We start from the raw sequence: 13,906 nt of genomic DNA on the forward strand, positions 1-13,906 counted from the left end.
TCGGGCGGTGGGGGAGCGCGGGGCGGGCCGGGGGTTCTACGGGTGATCACGGGCGTGCTCCTAGTGGTGGCGGCGTGGGGACGGGGCGGGCGACGCAGGTGGTGCCGGGCGGGTGGCAGCTGCGTCCGAGGTGGGGGCGGTCGGGCGCTTGGGCGCGGTGGCGTTGTAGTGCGCGACGCGGTCGCGCCAGTGCGGTGGCTCGGGCGGGCCGAGTTCACGAAGCTGCCGGGGCAGGCCGAGGCTGCGCAGTTCCTCGGAGGCGTCATCCAGCTCCTCCCGCAGGCCGGTGAGCGTGTCGGCGGCCTCCATGAACCGGTAGTGCAGTTCCCAGCCCTCGTCGGTCTCGGAGGCTTGCGCCTGCTCGGCGGCGGCCTCGAAGAACTCGCCCAGCCGGGCCAGCACCCCGAAGTCGGGGTGGAGCACTTGGTCGGTGTGGTGCTTGGCGCGTGCGTAGGTGTGCGCGCCGGTCATCCGCACGGTCAGATCCCGTATACGGCGTCCGGCGGCGTAGTTGTCCTGCGGGTCCGCGGGCGTGAGCGGTCCCTCGCGAAGCGACGGGGACAGGGCGACGGCGTAGCCCTCCTGGGCGAGCAGGCGCGTCGCGAGGCTGGCCGTCTTCTGCTGGTCCGTCGCGGACATCCCGTTCGGGAGGCGGTACTGGGACGGGCCGAGTTGCTGGTCACGGCGGAAGCCGACGCCCGTGACGAGCTGGGCGGAGCGCTCGTCCACGGCTTCGGCCACCACAAGATCGGTGTCCAGGCGGGTGATGGCGACTTCGGGAGGCTGAGGCACTGGTTCGCCCATCAGAAGTGGGGGTTCTCAGTGGGCCGGTCGGCCTCACCGGCTGCCTCCAGCAGCTCGGGCAGGTCCGCCGGGTCGGCCTCGCGGTTGTCGATCCACCACCCCGCCCGGGTCAGCGGCCGAACGGCCTCCTCGATGCCCTGCCACGCGTCCTCGTCCATCTCACCCTCGGCGACGAGCACGGTGTAGGCGGCGGTGACGAGCTGGTGGCGGCAGCGGGCCGCCCAGTCGACTGCGCGTTCGCTGCCTTCCAGCGGCGGCATCCGGTACCGGTCGGCCCACGATTCGGCCTCAGCCGCCTCCTCGGCGCGCTTGCCCACCAGCCACTCCGCCAAGGAGGCGGAGTCCTGGCGCTTCGAGGCTTGCCAGCACTCGGAGCAGTCACGGGAGGCGAGCCAGCGGGCGTAGCCGGCACGTCGGCCGGCGGGGCGCTCGGACAGGTCGGCTTCGAGGGTGTGGCCGCAGGCGTGGTCGATGGACCAGATCTTCTTCACGGGCATCGAGCAGGCTCCTTACTGAGCGAAGAGGGGATGAATCAGCGGGTTCGGCGGTTGCCGGTCGGCGGCTGGGGTGCCGCGCGCGGGGACGGGGGCGCGGGCTTCTGTGTGGGGGCGGGGCGCTGAGGCGAGGCGGCCCGAGCGGCGTGGGAGCGCGCAGCGTGGTCCCCTCGGCGCCCCTCCTGCGGATCGGAGCCAGCGGCTTCGGAGTGGGCGGGAGCGTGCGCGGGACCGTCCGGGTGGGGCGGTACGACGGCGCGGGGATCAGCTGCGACCGACAGGCCCGCAGCCTGGAACTCGCGCGTGGCGGCGGCCATGTTCTTCACCGTGACGTCGTACGCCGTCTCGGGCGGCAGCAGGTACACGTTCAGCCGGGCCTCGAAGGCGAAGTGGTGCTTGCGCAGGACCTCGTCGAGGAACGGCCGGTCATCGGCGACCGCAGCGGCGATACCGAAGTCGCGGGTGGTGCCGAAGGCGACGTCCGGCTCAGGCTGCGAGGACACAGGAACGTTTCTCCTAGAGGTGGGGCGTTGGTTGCTGGGCGGCGGCCGGGCTGGGCCGGTGCGAGCGCTCGACCGGAGGCGTGGACGGCGCGACGGTGATGCCCCTGCGGGCGGGCGAGATGGCCGTCGCCGCCTGAGCCCGTCGTTGCTGGACGGAAGCCGCCGCGAAGGACGGCGCCTTCGGAGGATCACCGGGCAGGGGCGGACGCTCGCCGGGATGAAGGTCGTAGGCGGCGTCGGCGCTGACGCTCTGATGCGCGGCGCGTAGCGACTGGACCGCGAGCTGGGTGCGGCGTACCGGATCGCGATCGGGCTCTGCCAGGACGTAGAGGGCGCCGTCGTCGAGGCGCTCGAAGCCCACTCGGTGAAGCAGGTGGTCGGTGACGTGGTGATCGTGGGAGGGGGCGGCCACGACGCCGACGTGGGGATGGTGGCCGATGGTGATGTGCGGAGCTTCCGCCACGAGGTGCACCTCGCTGGATCGGGGACATACGAGGGCGAGGATCCGCGGGAATGCGGGATTTGGCGGTGCCGGAGATTTCCGCTAGCGCGTCCGGTGCGTCCGGCCAGGAGGGGACGGGACGCCGGGCGCCGGACCTTCGGAGAGTGGCGTCGCAACAGGTGCGGTGGTGGAACGGGCGCGCGCCGCGTTGGCCTGCGCCGTGCGCGCGTCACCGGAGTCCGCACGCTGGCGGATCGCTTGGTCGATCTCGACCAGGACGTCGGCGTGGTCGGCGAACGTGATCGTGTAGTGCCAGCCCTCGGCGTTGCGCGAGATCTCCATCCTGCGCCGCAGTTCGTCGCCTTCGGGGCCGGGCAGGATCACCTCGTTCGCCCCCTCCCAGGCGGCACGCTCCGCCCGACCCCCTTCGACGGCGTGGCGCAGTTCGGCGAGCTGATGCCTGCGGCGCGCGATGGCTTCCCAGTCCGGGGGCCCGTCGCTTTGGTGGAGAGCGCGGAAGTCCGTCTCGGCTTGGGCGAGCAGCTCAGGACCGTGATCGAGGAAGGACTCGAAGGCGGCCCAGGCTTCTGCGTCCCGCTGGTGCTGGCGCACGTCGTACCGCTCGTCGAGCGGTTCGTGGTTCTCGTCGCACAGACTGTCGGAGACGGCGTCCCAGTCCTCCAGAGCTTTGCGCCCACGCTCAGCGGCCTCGGGGAGTGCGGCGAGGAGGGACTCGCGGGTCGTCGGATCAAGCGACATCTTGGGTTCCTTCGCAGGGGCCGGTCGGATGGTGAGTTCGTGGCCGCATCTCGCGGCGGGTTCGATCGACGGTCCACAGCAGCGGTTGTCCTCTGAAGGAGTGGTTCGCGCTGCTCATCCGAGGGAGGTGCGTTTGGGGGCTCAGTGCGGGGAGAGTCGTCGGGCGATCCCCCCCCCCCGAAGGAGAATCCATGCCCGTTCGCACCATCCTCGCTGTCACTGCGCTGGCGGCCACCTCCGTCCTCGCCGGAGCCGGTACCGCTGCCGCCGGTGGTGGCAATGCTCAGGGCGCGGCCGTGAACGGCCCCGGCAACGGCTCGCCAGCTTCGGTTCTCGCGCCAGTTCTCGTGCCCACCGCCAAGTGCAACGACGTTGTCGCCAGCAACGCCGCCCTCAACGCCGCACTCGGCAACCCCTGTGCAGCACCAGGCCAGCCCGGCTCGCCCACGTAGTCGTTGGACCGACGGGCCCGCAGCGGAGCCACATCCCCACCGGGCCCCCTGGGCACCCGCACCAGCGGGTGCCCACGTCCAGTACGAGAGCCGTCCGCTGGGACCGGGCCGCAGGTGCCCGTGCTTGCCAAGGCGAAGTCAAGGGTTCGGGGAACCACGCGCGTGGAGAGCCCCTTCATCAGGACCTCTCCCGTGGGATCGCGTCCGTTCCCCGCCCGGAAGCCGGGACCCCGTCGGGGACGCCGTGCATCCGGGCGTCGGTGTCGAACAGTTCGCGTTCCCGTGGGTGGAGCAGGTGTTGCGTGATGAAGCTCCGGCCTGCGACTTTCCACAGTCCGCGTCCCTTGGTGAGGGCGGAGACGGCTTGGGCTTCGACGCCGGTCAGGCCGAGGAGGGCGGCGGCTGCGGCGAGCTGGTCGGCTTCCTGGCGGTAGATGATGCGGGTGGAGCAGTCGGTGAGGAGGCCCTCGGCGAGCGCGCGTCCGCGTGATCCGGCGTCGCCTGCGGTGAGCAGGTCGGAGAGGCGGTGGATGACCATCATGTTGGCGATGCCCAGGCCGCGGGAGAGCTTCCACTGGGACTGCATGCGCTCCAGGAGGGCGACGTGGCGCATGACGCGCCAGGCTTCGTCGTAGATCACCCAGCGGCGTCCGGCGTCCGGGTCGGCGAGCGCGGATTCCATCCACGCGCTCGCGCACGTCATGGCCAGGACGAGGGCGGTGTCGTCGCCCGCGCCGCCCAGGCGGGACAGGTCGATGGACAGCATGGGCGCGCTTGGGTCGAAGGCGACGGTCGAGGCCGCGTCGAACATCCCGGCCAGGTCACCGTGCACCATGCGGCGCAGGGCGTGGGCGAGGTCTTCGGCGGCGTTCCCCAGGCGGCCGGAGGATTCGCCGTGGGCGGCGTCGAGCTGTTCCGGGGAGCCGAGGACGTGCGCGACCTGCCCGAGCAGCGGCGTGCCTCCGCTGGCCTCGGCGTGGGCGACGACCTCGTCGAGCGCGATGTCGAGCGCGGTGTGCTCCATGGGGTGCAGCTCGCGTCGCAGGACCGTCTTGGCGAGTGAGCCGAGCAGGAGCAGGCGGCGCTTGCGGACCTCGGTGCGCCAGTCCTCCTCGCTGATCCCGCTCGGGCGTGCGGGGGCGTCCAAGGGGTTGAGGCGGCCGGGAAGGCCGGGGCCGAGGGCGATGGTCTGGCCGCCCAGTTCGCGGGCGACGGGGGTCCATTCGCCCTTGGGGTCGCAGGGGACGTAGATGCGGTAGCCGAAGGCGACGGCGCGCAACGCGAGGGACTTGGCCAGGGCGGACTTGCCCATCCCGATCACCCCGGCGAGAAGGATGTTGGGGTTGGTGAACCCGTCGAGCCGCCCGTAGAGGGAGAACGGGTCGTAGCAGAAAGCGGCCTCGGCGTGGACGTCGCGGCCGACGTAGATGCCGTGCGCGCCGAGACCGCCCTCGGCCAGGAACGGGTAGGCGCCCGAGGCGGTCGCGGTCGTCATCCGGTGCGCGGGGAGCTTGAGGCTGCCGCCGCGGGCGGAGGCGGTGCCGGGGCGACCGGATGCTGGGTAGGTGGCCCGTAGTTCGGGGTCGAGTCCGGAGCCGGTGGTGCGGGCGGTGGGCCGGTTGGCGTGTCGGGCCTGGTCGCGGGCGGTGGCGAGGTGGGCCCGTGCGGCGCGTGCGGCGTGGCGGTCGCGCTTGGCCGGGACGAACAGTGGGCTGGCGGTGGCGCGGGGGCGTGTCGAGGGGGACATGCGGGGTGGTGCTCCTGGGGTCAGTGGCGGGTGAGGCCGGTGAAGGGGTCGCGCAGATCGGAGGGGGTGTGGTCGCGGCGTACTCGGGCGGAGGTGGCCAGGTGGCGCTGGCACACCGTGAGTTCGGGCGCCCCTTCGGGTAGCCGGGCCCGGCACGTCTCCCGGGCGGGTGGCCGGCCGGTGTCCGGGAGCGGGGCCGTGTGGAAGGCGGTGTGGAGGTGGTCGGCTGCCTGCCACAGCCGGATCCGGCAGGCCCGCAGATGGTCGCCCTCGACGGCGGCCACCGCAGAGGTGCTGGTGGTGTGCGCGTCCAGGAGGCCGTAGAGGGCGACCAGGTGCGCGTGGAGCGAGTCCAGCTCGGCGCGGGAGGCGGCGACGGGCGAGGTGGGCAGATTGAGCGCGCGGTGGAAGTCGAGCGCGGCGGTGGCGAACGGCACGAAGTCCGAGGCCGCTGCGGGCGGAGGGTCGGTCGGCATAGGGGGACCTTCGGTCGAGCGTGGGACGAAGCGGTTGGGGCGGTGCCGGTCAGGCGGCGCGTGCGAGGGGGAGGGCGGCGGTGGTGAAGGCTTCGGCCTGCTGCCAGGTCAGGCGCCGTAGGTCGGTCATGGAGGCCACGGCTGCGGTCTCGATCGCGGCGCAGGCGGAGTTGAGGTCGTCGCCGGATTCGGCGCTGACGGTCAGCAGCCCGGTGACGGCGACGTCGGCGTGCCCGGCGATGAGCTGGCGTTCGCGTTCCTTGACGTCGGCGTACTCGACGGCGTCCTCCTCGGAGTCGACCTGGCCCTTGCGCTGGCGCTCGGCCGCGTCCGCGATGACGGATGCTTTCTTGCGCTGCACGTCCTTGAGCGCGGAGTCCAGGCCCTTGGGCGTGTAGGTGAGCGAGAGGGTGCGGCGCACGCCGGAGGTGAACAGGAGCTGGTGCAGGAAGCCGGGCGAGGTCTCGGTCCGGGGCCAGTTCTCGATCCAGTACGTCGCGTGGTGCGCGGTGTCGGTCTGGACGCGGTCGCTCTTCTCGACCAGGACCACGGGGCCTGCGGCTGCCGGGTCGGCCTGCGGGCGCCCGGTGGGGGACCACTGGTCGAGCGCGGCGCAGGAGGCGGGGTCGTAGGCGGTCCGGATCACGGCGGCGACTTCGTTGGCGGACAGCCAGCCGCCGGGGGTGAGTCCGGCGTTGCGGGCGGCCTGGTCGAAGGTGGAGGTGAGCTGGGCCAGCACGGCGAAGGCGCCGGTGAGGCCGCCCCCGCCCTGGTTGATCAGCCGTCGGGCGGCCTTCATGTCCAGGGCGAGCGCGACGTACGCCTCGTGCGGGGCGGCGGCCGGTCCGGCGGCCTGCAGCAGGTCACGGTAGACGGCTCCGGCCAGCGGGGTCTGGGCGTCGCCGTGCTCGCTCCAGTACCGGTTCAGTGCGTCGCCGGAGTCGGGGACGGTGCGCTCCAGGACCTGGACGCGGGCGACGTGTCCGGTGCGGGCGAGCGCGGCCAGGGTGCGGCCCCAGCCGGTGACGTTCGCGGCCTGGGCGGCCGGGTCGAGCAGCGCGAACGCGCGGGCGGAGATGCGGACCACGGCGGTCAGCGTGCCCGCGTGCGGATCATGAATCGCGCCGAAGCGGCCGTCGGGGGCGGTGGTGACGCGGAGCGAGGCGGCGGTGCCGGGCAGGTGCAGCAGTCCTTCGCGGCGGGGTCGGGTGGCGGGCCGGGCCAGCCATACCAACTGCCCCTTCGCGCGGCGCGCGACGTAGCGCAGGGCGATGGGTGCCCAGTCGGCGAGCGACCGGCCCCGGTGCCGGACGAAGACGCCCGCGAGCAGCAGGGCCCACAGCGGGATGAGCTTCAGCGCGCCCAGGACGCCGGAGGTGAGCAGGGCCGCGAGGAGCAGCAGGCCGGTGGTCGCGACGCCGAGCAACTGCGGTACGGACAGGCCCATCAGCACGCCACGGCGCGTGCGGTAGGGGAACTTCACGGTGGCCGGACCGTCGGAAGGCGAGGTCTCGGAGAGCATGGCGGAGCCGTCCTTGCAAGCAGAGGAGAACAGGGGGAGAGGAGGGGGCGGGCGGCCGGGCGGGGCCGGAGCCCGCCCCCGTCACAGGCGGGCTCTAGGAGCCGGAATCACGCGGTGAGCTGGGATAGACCCACCGCTGCGGCGTGGCACCACCCTGCGGAGGCGGACCGCTGGACGGCGATGTCCCACCCGGCGCGGAGGGCCGGTGCATCGTCCCGGTCGGCTCGCCGGAGGCGCCCTGCGCGGCGGGACCGGAGGAGACCGGCGCTCCCTGCGCGCCACCGCCGGAACCGGACCCCGGACCGGATTCCTGCCCCGGGCGGCGGATGAGCGGCTGGCCCCGGTCCCCGCCGGTCGGGGGACGGCGGATGAGCGCGCGGCCCTTGTCGCCGGGGGCGGCCGGGTCCTCGCCGAAGCGGAAGCGGGTCTGCTTCGCCTTGCCCGCACCGCCGCTGCCGGAGCCGCCGCTGGGGTCGATGCCGGAGGCCACGCCGTCCTTGCCCTGGCCGGGGACCTTGGCCGGTCCCTGCGGCGCCGCGCCGCCGGTCTTGGCCTGCAGCGCGAGCTGGCCCGCGGTCTTCGCCGCCCCGGTTGCCGTACCGACTCCGGCCATCCCGGAACGGTGCAGGTCATCCTGCCCGCTGCCGTCGGCCGCCCAGTGCACGAACTTGTACGTCGCGTACGGGCAGAGCAGGACGAGGACCATCACGACCAGGCCCGACATGGCGTCCGAGAGGGCCGCCATCCCGCCGTCGGAATCCGACTTGCCCATGGCCGAGACGCCGAGCAGGAAGACGATCGTCATCAGCAGCTTGGAGACGATGAGGGTGGCGGTGGCCTCGATCCACCCCTTGCGCCACCGCTTGGCGACCTCCCAGCCGCCGCCGGCACCCGCGAAGACCGCGAGCGTGACCAGGACCAGGATGCCGACCTTGCGGGCGACCATCACGGCCCAATACAAGAACGCCCCGACCGCGCAGCCCAGCGCGATGATCGCGGGCACGCCCCAGCCCAGGCCGTACATCGCCCCCAACTCATTCACCTTGATCACGCGGCGGATCGCGCCATCGACCGAGGTGTTCGCCGCCTTGAACAATCCGGCGGACAGGGCGTCGACCACGGTGAGGGCGACGGTGGTGCAGGCGATGGCGGAGAAGGCGAAGAAGACGCCGATCATCGTGCCGAACGCGGCCTGGGCCAGCGCGCGTTCGTCCCGGCGCCAGGCGGCGCGGGTGAGCTGGAGACAGAACGTGCCCACAGTCAGCACGAGCCCGATCGGGAGGAGCAGCTCGTAGTTCTCCCGGAACCAGGCGGCGTTCAGATCGACGGCGGTGGTCTTGTCCACGGCCCGCGTCGCCAGGTCGGCCGCCGACTGGGCAAGCTCGCCCATGGACTTGGCGATCCAGGCGCCGATGCCCTCGGTGATGGCCTCGCCGGTCTCGCTGGCCACGCCGCCCACGGCACCGCAGACCTGGTTCATCAAGGGAAGATCACAGGCCCCCACCGGGCACCCCCTTCAACATCGCGATGGCGTTCACGGGGCGACCTCCGGCAGCACGCCGACCAGGGCGCAGTCGTGATGCGGTCGGCACTGGACGGCGAGCGTGGTCGAACGGGGCTCGGCACCGGTGCCGCCGTCCTTCCAGGACAGGGACTGCTTGCCGGTCACGGTGACCGCGTAGATGTACGCCTCGGTGATCGCCCCGGGGTCCTGGGACATGGCGGTCTTGAACGCCTCGGGGAAGTGCCCCTCGTCCGCCTTCGCCGTGGCGTGCTGGCGGTTGTCGCGCATCCGCGACCACAGCGCCTTGCCGGGCACCTCGCCGCTCACGGAGGCGGAGTCGGCGTACTTCTCCTCGCCGGTCATCCACTCCTTGAGCCCGGCCAGATGCTCGGTCCGGGAGAAGCGCCGGGCGTCATACGTCCACAGCGCCTCGGTCGCGGCCTTCGCGAACGTCACCGGATCGCTGGTGCGCGGCGGCGCGGCAACGGCCTTCTTGGCTTCCGGACGCGGCGCGGCGGGGCGGGGCGTCGCGGTGGACTTCGGCTGGGCCTTCGCGCGGGGCTGCGGATCCTCGGTCCGGGTCAGGTAGGCGGTGAGCCCGGCGACGCCCAGCAGCACCGCCAGGACGACGCCGATCATCGCCGAACGGTGGAGCACCGAGGAGGGCTCGCCGGAGGAGTCCCGCCAGGAAGCGAAGTGTTTCTTCAGCGTCGGCATCAGTGGACCTGCGTCCCCATCGCCGAGAAGAACGCGACGATCCCGTTCGCCGCCCCGAGGAGCAGGGCAACGCCTGCGGCGATCGTGGTGCCCTTCTTCCCGTTCTGCTCGGCCTGGTGACCGCCCGAGTGATGACCCCAGGCCCAGATCACGGCCGAGAGCACCAGGGCGCCGACGGTCGCCACGATGCCGAAGAGGTTGATCGAGCCGATCACCTTCTTGAGCACGTCGAGACCGGGCAGCCCGCCGCCCTTCGGCGAGACGCCCGGGTCGTAGGCCAGGTACTGGAGATGCTGCGCGAGCTTCAAGAGGAACTCCTGTTCGAGTCCGGGTGCGCAAAAGCCCCGGAGGTCGTGCGAGAGAAAGAGGAGAAGGGAAGGAGGGGAGGAGAGGAGAGGGGGTGCGTCAGGCGACGCGGCGCGCGGCGAGGATCGTGGAGCGCCACTCGGCGAGCCGCGTGATCTTGGTGACGTCGCCGGTGCGCGGGGCCTGGAGAATCAGGCCGCGCCCGATGTACATGCCGACGTGCTCGGGCCGGGCGGCCGTACCGCGGGTGAAGAGCAGATCCCCCGGCTCCAGCCGCTCAGGACTGGCCGCCTTGCCCTCCTTGACCTGGGTGTACGTGGTCCGGGAGAGCTGGATGTCGCCGGCCTTGTAGGACGCCTGTATCAGCGAGGAGCAGTCGCAGCGGCCCATCGGGTCCTTGCCGTGCGCATCCGCGCACGAGCCGCCCCACTGGTACGGCGTCCCGAGCTGCCCCAGACCCCACCGGATCGCCTTGCGCACCGGCCGGGGCGCCGAGGCCGGGATCTTGTAGCCCTTGGGGACCTTGCCCTTCGGGATCGGACCAGCCGGTGCGCCGTCTCCGTCCTCGCACTCACCGACGGCGGGAGCACCAGGCATATCGTCCTTGTCGACGTCGCCGCCGGAACCGGTCCCGTCCTTGAGGGACTTGGCGAGCGCCTTGTGCAGCGCGGTGGCCAGCGGCTCCCACTTCGCGTACGCGTCGGGGAAACCGCTCGCCTGAACCGACTGGGCGGCCTGGGCGACGGTCATCGACTTCCAGCCCGAGACCTGCTTGAGGCGCTCGTAGAACTTCGTCGACGCGTACACCGGATCCCGCACCTGCGCAGAGGTGCCCCAGCCCTGCGAGGGGCGCTGCTGGAAGAGCCCGAGGCTGTCCCGGTCGCCGTAGGTGAGGTTGCGCAGCCCCGACTCCTGCAGCGCGGTGGCCAGCGCGACCACCTGCCCCCTGGGCGGGATCTTCATCGCGACGCCGGTGGCCTGGATCTTCTTCGCGTTCGGGATCTGCTCCTTGGGGGCATCCAGCCCGGCCACGCGCACGGAGGCCGCCTTGCCGCCCTTCAGGATCGAGCGCACCTGCTGGGCGACCGCCGTGGTGTCGACGTCGCCGCCCGCGTCATCTTTTACAGGCCGCCTCGGCGCCCTGCGCACCGGCCATCGCCAGCGGCGCGATCAGCAGCATCGGCGCCACCGCCACCGAACCCACGGCCAGCAGCGTCTTGTTCACGAGCGCCGACCCGTCACGGAACGGGGGCCAGGCTTCGTTCCCGGCACCGGGGCCGGGCGTTGTTCAGGGTGCCGCACGGCAACTCCTTGCACGTAGGCGGCGGGGTGCGGGCGTTCTCGTCGAAAAGGCCACCCGCACCACACCGGTCGAGAATCCGAATTCGCTCGGAGAGAGGGCGGCCCGGCGGACGGGCAATCAACAGCCTGCCCGCCGGACCACTCCAACGAAGAGCGGCAGCCAGCCGCGCTCGTAATCTCACACGCCACATACGGAAAGACCCTCACTCCGAGCCGAAGACATGACCGAGCACCGATCCACGCCACCATCCCTGGACGGGACAGCACGCATCAGCACAGCTCAACTGGGGTGGAGTTGCCTCCTGCCCGGTGAGCATGCCGAGACTGTAGAGACGAATTCCGGCCGCACCAAACGAGCCGAAGAGTGCCTCCAGGACGAGGCGGTCGCCGGCTTGGTACGGCCGGAATCCGTGACTAACCTCCGGTGCACGTCGGCCCTCGGCCCGTCGAATCCGACGCCCGAGGCCCCGGCCTTCTCCCCGCACACGCCCCCATTCCCGAGGGGCTGCGTGCGCGCAATTCCCCGAGAGAGAGCCCGCTGAAATGCCCTACACCCTGCACCGAGGCGACGCGCTGAGCGTGTTGTCCGAACTCCCGGACAATAGCGTCGACGCCGTCATCACCGACCCGCCCTACAACTCCGGCGGACGCACCAGCTCCGAGCGCACCGGACGGACCGCGAAGGCGAAGTACACCGCCGCGGACGCCGAGCACCAGCTCGCCAACTTCCCCGGCGAGAACCGTGACCAGCGCTCCTACGGGTACTGGCTCACCTTGCTGTTGACCGAGTCCTACCGCGCCACCGTCCCTTCCGGCACGGCTCTGGTCTTCACCGACTGGCGGCAACTGCCCACGACTACGGACGCGCTGCAGGCGGCGGGATGGACGTGGCGCGGCATCGCTTCTTGGCACAAGCCGGTCTCCCGGCCGCAGAAGGGGCGGCTCAAGCAGTCCTGCGAGTACATCGTGTGGGGAACCAAGGGTCCGGTCGACGCGAACCGCAACCCCGTCTACCTCCCCGGCCTCTACACCGCGAGCCAGCCCCGCAAGGACCGTGTCCACATCACCCAGAAGCCCGTCGAGGTGATGCGGGAACTGGTGAAGATCTGCCCCGAGGCCGGCACCGTCCTCGACCCCTTCGCCGGATCCGGCTCCACCGGCGTCGCCGCCCTGCGCGAAGGACGCCAGTTCATCGGCATCGAGCTGTCCGACCACTACGCCAACGTTGCCGAACAGCGCCTGGCGGGCGCTCTGACCCAGGACGACTTCGACCTCGCCGGACCCGAGGAGTGACCCGGGCGGCGGGCCAGGACGGCAGAACACGCGAAGGGGCGGTCGCACACCGCAACGGGTGCGCGACCGCCCCTTCGTCCGAGGTGGTCAGGAGGCCGCGATGCTCCGCAGGATCAAGTCCTCGGCGCGCTCCAGATCCGCGAGCGAGCGCAGGCTCACCTCGACGCCCGAGATCCCCAGGCAGCCGATCTGCGTCACGTCCCGGGTGAAGCCCTCCTCCAGCTCCACCGTCGCCGGATCCAGCTTCAGGTTCACCGCGACGACCTCCTTGCGCGGCAGCACCCGCACCGAGGCGAAGTTCTTCAACCGCCGGTAGCTCAGGTAATGCTGCTGCGGCTCCACCCGAGCCCCCTCCGGCACCAGCAGCCGCTCATCGACCGTGACGAACAGCTCCCGCACCTTCGCCGAGGCCCCCTCCAGTCGCTGCTGCTGCACACTCACCGCCGACCCCGGCCCGGCCGCCTTCGCCGTAGTCGAAGCCTTCGCCCGCGAGGAAGTCCCCCCGGCCCCTGCGACGGACGCGATCAGCCGCAGCGTGAGGACGTCGTCGAAGACCCGGTAGGAGACCAGGTCGATGCGACGGCCGATCTCCTCCACCGCCACCGTGTCGTGATACGTGAACTCCCCGGCCACGCACACCACCCGCGGATTGCTCCAGTCCACCGCCCCGGCCGCCTCCGGACCGATCCGGTCGGCGACCAGCCGCTCGAACTCGTGATGGTGATCCCGCAACCACACCAGATACGACAGCGCCTGATTGATCACGTTCTGATCCCGCGACCGCTTGTACTCGACGATCACCGGAGTACCGCTCTCATCCAGCCCGAGCGAATCCACCCGCCCCCGATGCCGACCCGTCCGGTACTCCGAGGCCAGAAACCGGATCCCGAGCATCGCCTCCATATTGGCCTCGATCAGCGACTGCAGCTCCCGCTCCACCGCGACCGACGCCCCCGGAATCTCCGTCGCCCGGCCACCTCTGACCCGGAAGACCTTCAGGTCGCCCATGCGCTCCTCCCCGCTCCGGCACGATCACTGCCAGGCGAGAATCGCAGCCGCTACCGGATTATTCCTCCTCCGTCGAGGCAGGACCGGCACGCTCGAAGTGGTCCTCTGCCGGAAGGGCTTCTGCGCCGCACAACGGGCACGGCCTGAGCGACCGGCCGCGCGTCTCCACGACAGGACCCACCTCCCGCATCCGGCGCAGGTGATACGCGACCGTCGACGTGCTCGACAGACCGACAGCATCGGCCAACTCGCGCATCGTCGGATGCACCCCACGCTCGGCCACGAACCCACGCGCCGCCCGCAGAATCCGTTCCTGCTGACCGGATAGCTCGCTCATCCGGCCACCCCGCCTCGGTCGGCACTCTCCCGAGCCCGCCTGCGCAGCTCGGCACGGGTCACCGGGTCGCCTCCGGCCGCAGCATCGAAGCGGGGGTGCCAGAAGACCCGGGCCTCCAGCCACAACAACCGGCGACGCACCGCCGTGGCATCGCGCGGACGCTGCGCCAGCTCCGCGTACACGCGGTTCCGGGCTCGCTGCAGCTCGATGAGGTCCTGGGGGAAGTGCTCGGACATCATG

General features: G+C 71.7%; 16 protein-coding genes and 1 pseudogene. 2 read left to right on the forward strand and 15 right to left on the reverse strand.

Going from position 1 to position 13,906, the window contains the following annotated elements; genetic code table 11:
* Positions 1-60 precede the first annotated feature (60 nt).
* The 5 genes from ACGF3A_RS16955 to ACGF3A_RS16975 form a co-directional block, all read right to left on the reverse strand.
* Positions 61-804, reverse strand: coding sequence for a hypothetical protein (locus ACGF3A_RS16955; RefSeq protein ID WP_393730370.1), 744 nt, complete (start codon positions 802-804; stop codon positions 61-63).
* On the reverse strand, positions 804-1,301 hold the full coding sequence (locus ACGF3A_RS16960) for a hypothetical protein (RefSeq protein ID WP_393730372.1): 498 nt from the start codon (positions 1,299-1,301) through the stop codon (positions 804-806). The genes ACGF3A_RS16955 and ACGF3A_RS16960 overlap by 1 nt, the downstream gene beginning before the upstream one ends.
* Before the next feature lie 35 nt (positions 1,302-1,336).
* Positions 1,337-1,801, reverse strand: coding sequence for a hypothetical protein (locus ACGF3A_RS16965; RefSeq protein ID WP_393730374.1), 465 nt, complete (start codon positions 1,799-1,801; stop codon positions 1,337-1,339).
* Between the two features lie 13 nt (positions 1,802-1,814).
* Positions 1,815-2,264 (reverse strand): hypothetical protein, encoded by a 450-nt coding sequence (locus tag ACGF3A_RS16970; RefSeq protein ID WP_393730375.1) that lies wholly within the window; start codon positions 2,262-2,264, stop codon positions 1,815-1,817.
* 81 nt (positions 2,265-2,345) lie between these two features.
* A complete protein-coding gene (locus ACGF3A_RS16975) occupies positions 2,346-3,002 on the reverse strand; it encodes a hypothetical protein (protein WP_393730377.1) in 657 nt (218 codons plus the stop codon).
* Positions 3,003-3,193: 191 nt separating this feature from the next.
* Between ACGF3A_RS16975 and ACGF3A_RS16980 the strand changes: the two genes are divergently transcribed.
* A complete protein-coding gene (locus ACGF3A_RS16980; RefSeq protein WP_393730379.1) occupies positions 3,194-3,454 on the forward strand; it encodes a chaplin family protein in 261 nt (86 codons plus the stop codon).
* A gap of 178 nt (positions 3,455-3,632) precedes the next feature.
* On the opposite strand, the gene ACGF3A_RS16985 is transcribed toward ACGF3A_RS16980, so the two are convergent.
* The 7 genes and pseudogenes from ACGF3A_RS16985 to ACGF3A_RS17015 form a co-directional block, all read right to left on the reverse strand.
* Positions 3,633-5,201, reverse strand: coding sequence for an ATP-binding protein (locus tag ACGF3A_RS16985; RefSeq protein ID WP_393730381.1), 1,569 nt, complete (start codon positions 5,199-5,201; stop codon positions 3,633-3,635).
* 20 nt (positions 5,202-5,221) lie between these two features.
* A complete protein-coding gene (locus ACGF3A_RS16990; RefSeq protein ID WP_393730383.1) occupies positions 5,222-5,677 on the reverse strand; it encodes a DUF6238 family protein in 456 nt (151 codons plus the stop codon).
* A gap of 49 nt (positions 5,678-5,726) precedes the next feature.
* Positions 5,727-7,199, reverse strand: coding sequence for an SCO6880 family protein (locus ACGF3A_RS16995; RefSeq protein ID WP_393730385.1), 1,473 nt, complete (start codon positions 7,197-7,199; stop codon positions 5,727-5,729).
* A 94-nt stretch (positions 7,200-7,293) separates the two neighbouring features.
* Positions 7,294-8,679 (reverse strand): ATP-binding protein, encoded by a 1,386-nt coding sequence (locus ACGF3A_RS17000; protein ID WP_393730387.1) that lies wholly within the window; start codon positions 8,677-8,679, stop codon positions 7,294-7,296.
* Positions 8,680-8,733: 54 nt separating this feature from the next.
* Positions 8,734-9,420: a hypothetical protein gene (locus tag ACGF3A_RS17005; protein WP_393730389.1), complete on the reverse strand. Its 687-nt coding sequence runs from the start codon at positions 9,418-9,420 to the stop codon at positions 8,734-8,736.
* Complete coding sequence (locus ACGF3A_RS17010; RefSeq protein WP_393730391.1) at positions 9,420-9,728, reverse strand: DUF6112 family protein; 309 nt, start codon at positions 9,726-9,728, stop codon at positions 9,420-9,422. The genes ACGF3A_RS17005 and ACGF3A_RS17010 overlap by 1 nt, the downstream gene beginning before the upstream one ends.
* Positions 9,729-9,825: 97 nt before the next feature.
* A pseudogene (locus ACGF3A_RS17015) lies at positions 9,826-10,906 on the reverse strand (C40 family peptidase).
* 665 nt (positions 10,907-11,571) lie between these two features.
* Here ACGF3A_RS17015 and ACGF3A_RS17020 point away from each other — a divergent pair.
* Entirely contained in the window at positions 11,572-12,321 is a 750-nt protein-coding gene (locus tag ACGF3A_RS17020; RefSeq protein WP_393730393.1) for a DNA-methyltransferase, read from the forward strand.
* Positions 12,322-12,408: 87 nt separating this feature from the next.
* Here the strand turns inward: ACGF3A_RS17020 and ACGF3A_RS17025 are convergent, their stop codons facing one another.
* The 3 genes from ACGF3A_RS17025 to ACGF3A_RS17035 are packed head-to-tail and all read right to left on the reverse strand — an operon-like array spanning position 12,409 to position 13,905.
* Positions 12,409-13,329 carry a DUF5655 domain-containing protein gene (locus ACGF3A_RS17025; protein ID WP_393730395.1) on the reverse strand — a complete coding sequence of 307 codons (921 nt, stop codon included), beginning with the start codon at positions 13,327-13,329 and terminating at the stop codon, positions 12,409-12,411.
* 58 nt (positions 13,330-13,387) lie between these two features.
* Complete coding sequence (locus ACGF3A_RS17030) at positions 13,388-13,666, reverse strand: LexA family protein (RefSeq protein WP_393730397.1); 279 nt, start codon at positions 13,664-13,666, stop codon at positions 13,388-13,390.
* The gene (locus ACGF3A_RS17035) at positions 13,663-13,905 is read right to left on the reverse strand and encodes a hypothetical protein (protein ID WP_393730399.1); all 243 of its coding nucleotides are present in this window, start codon (positions 13,903-13,905) and stop codon (positions 13,663-13,665) included. The genes ACGF3A_RS17030 and ACGF3A_RS17035 overlap by 4 nt, the downstream gene beginning before the upstream one ends.
* Position 13,906: the final 1 nt, after the last annotated feature.

The sequence above is a fragment of the Streptomyces sp. NPDC048172 genome (assembly GCF_043202595.1).
In the GTDB taxonomy this organism is placed as follows: domain Bacteria; phylum Actinomycetota; class Actinomycetes; order Streptomycetales; family Streptomycetaceae; genus Streptomyces.

Bases quoted from the DNA above. Each gene is read 5' to 3' on its own strand.
- ACGF3A_RS16990 (WP_393730383.1), bottom strand. From the start codon at position 5,677: ATGCCGACCGACCCTCCGCCCGCAGCGGCCTCGGACTTCGTGCCGTTC.
- ACGF3A_RS16960 (WP_393730372.1), bottom strand. From the start codon at position 1,301: ATGCCCGTGAAGAAGATCTGGTCCATCGACCACGCCTGCGGCCACACC.
- ACGF3A_RS17035 (WP_393730399.1), bottom strand. From the start codon at position 13,905: ATGATGTCCGAGCACTTCCCCCAGGACCTCATCGAGCTGCAGCGAGCC.
- ACGF3A_RS17025 (WP_393730395.1), bottom strand. From the start codon at position 13,329: ATGGGCGACCTGAAGGTCTTCCGGGTCAGAGGTGGCCGGGCGACGGAG.
- ACGF3A_RS16975 (WP_393730377.1), bottom strand. From the start codon at position 3,002: ATGTCGCTTGATCCGACGACCCGCGAGTCCCTCCTCGCCGCACTCCCC.
- ACGF3A_RS17005 (WP_393730389.1), bottom strand. From the start codon at position 9,420: ATGCCGACGCTGAAGAAACACTTCGCTTCCTGGCGGGACTCCTCCGGC.
- ACGF3A_RS17030 (WP_393730397.1), bottom strand. From the start codon at position 13,666: ATGAGCGAGCTATCCGGTCAGCAGGAACGGATTCTGCGGGCGGCGCGT.
- ACGF3A_RS17000 (WP_393730387.1), bottom strand. From the start codon at position 8,679: ATGAACCAGGTCTGCGGTGCCGTGGGCGGCGTGGCCAGCGAGACCGGC.
- ACGF3A_RS16980 (WP_393730379.1), top strand. From the start codon at position 3,194: ATGCCCGTTCGCACCATCCTCGCTGTCACTGCGCTGGCGGCCACCTCC.
- ACGF3A_RS16955 (WP_393730370.1), bottom strand. From the start codon at position 804: ATGGGCGAACCAGTGCCTCAGCCTCCCGAAGTCGCCATCACCCGCCTG.
- ACGF3A_RS16985 (WP_393730381.1), bottom strand. From the start codon at position 5,201: ATGTCCCCCTCGACACGCCCCCGCGCCACCGCCAGCCCACTGTTCGTC.
- ACGF3A_RS16995 (WP_393730385.1), bottom strand. From the start codon at position 7,199: ATGCTCTCCGAGACCTCGCCTTCCGACGGTCCGGCCACCGTGAAGTTC.
- ACGF3A_RS17020 (WP_393730393.1), top strand. From the start codon at position 11,572: ATGCCCTACACCCTGCACCGAGGCGACGCGCTGAGCGTGTTGTCCGAA.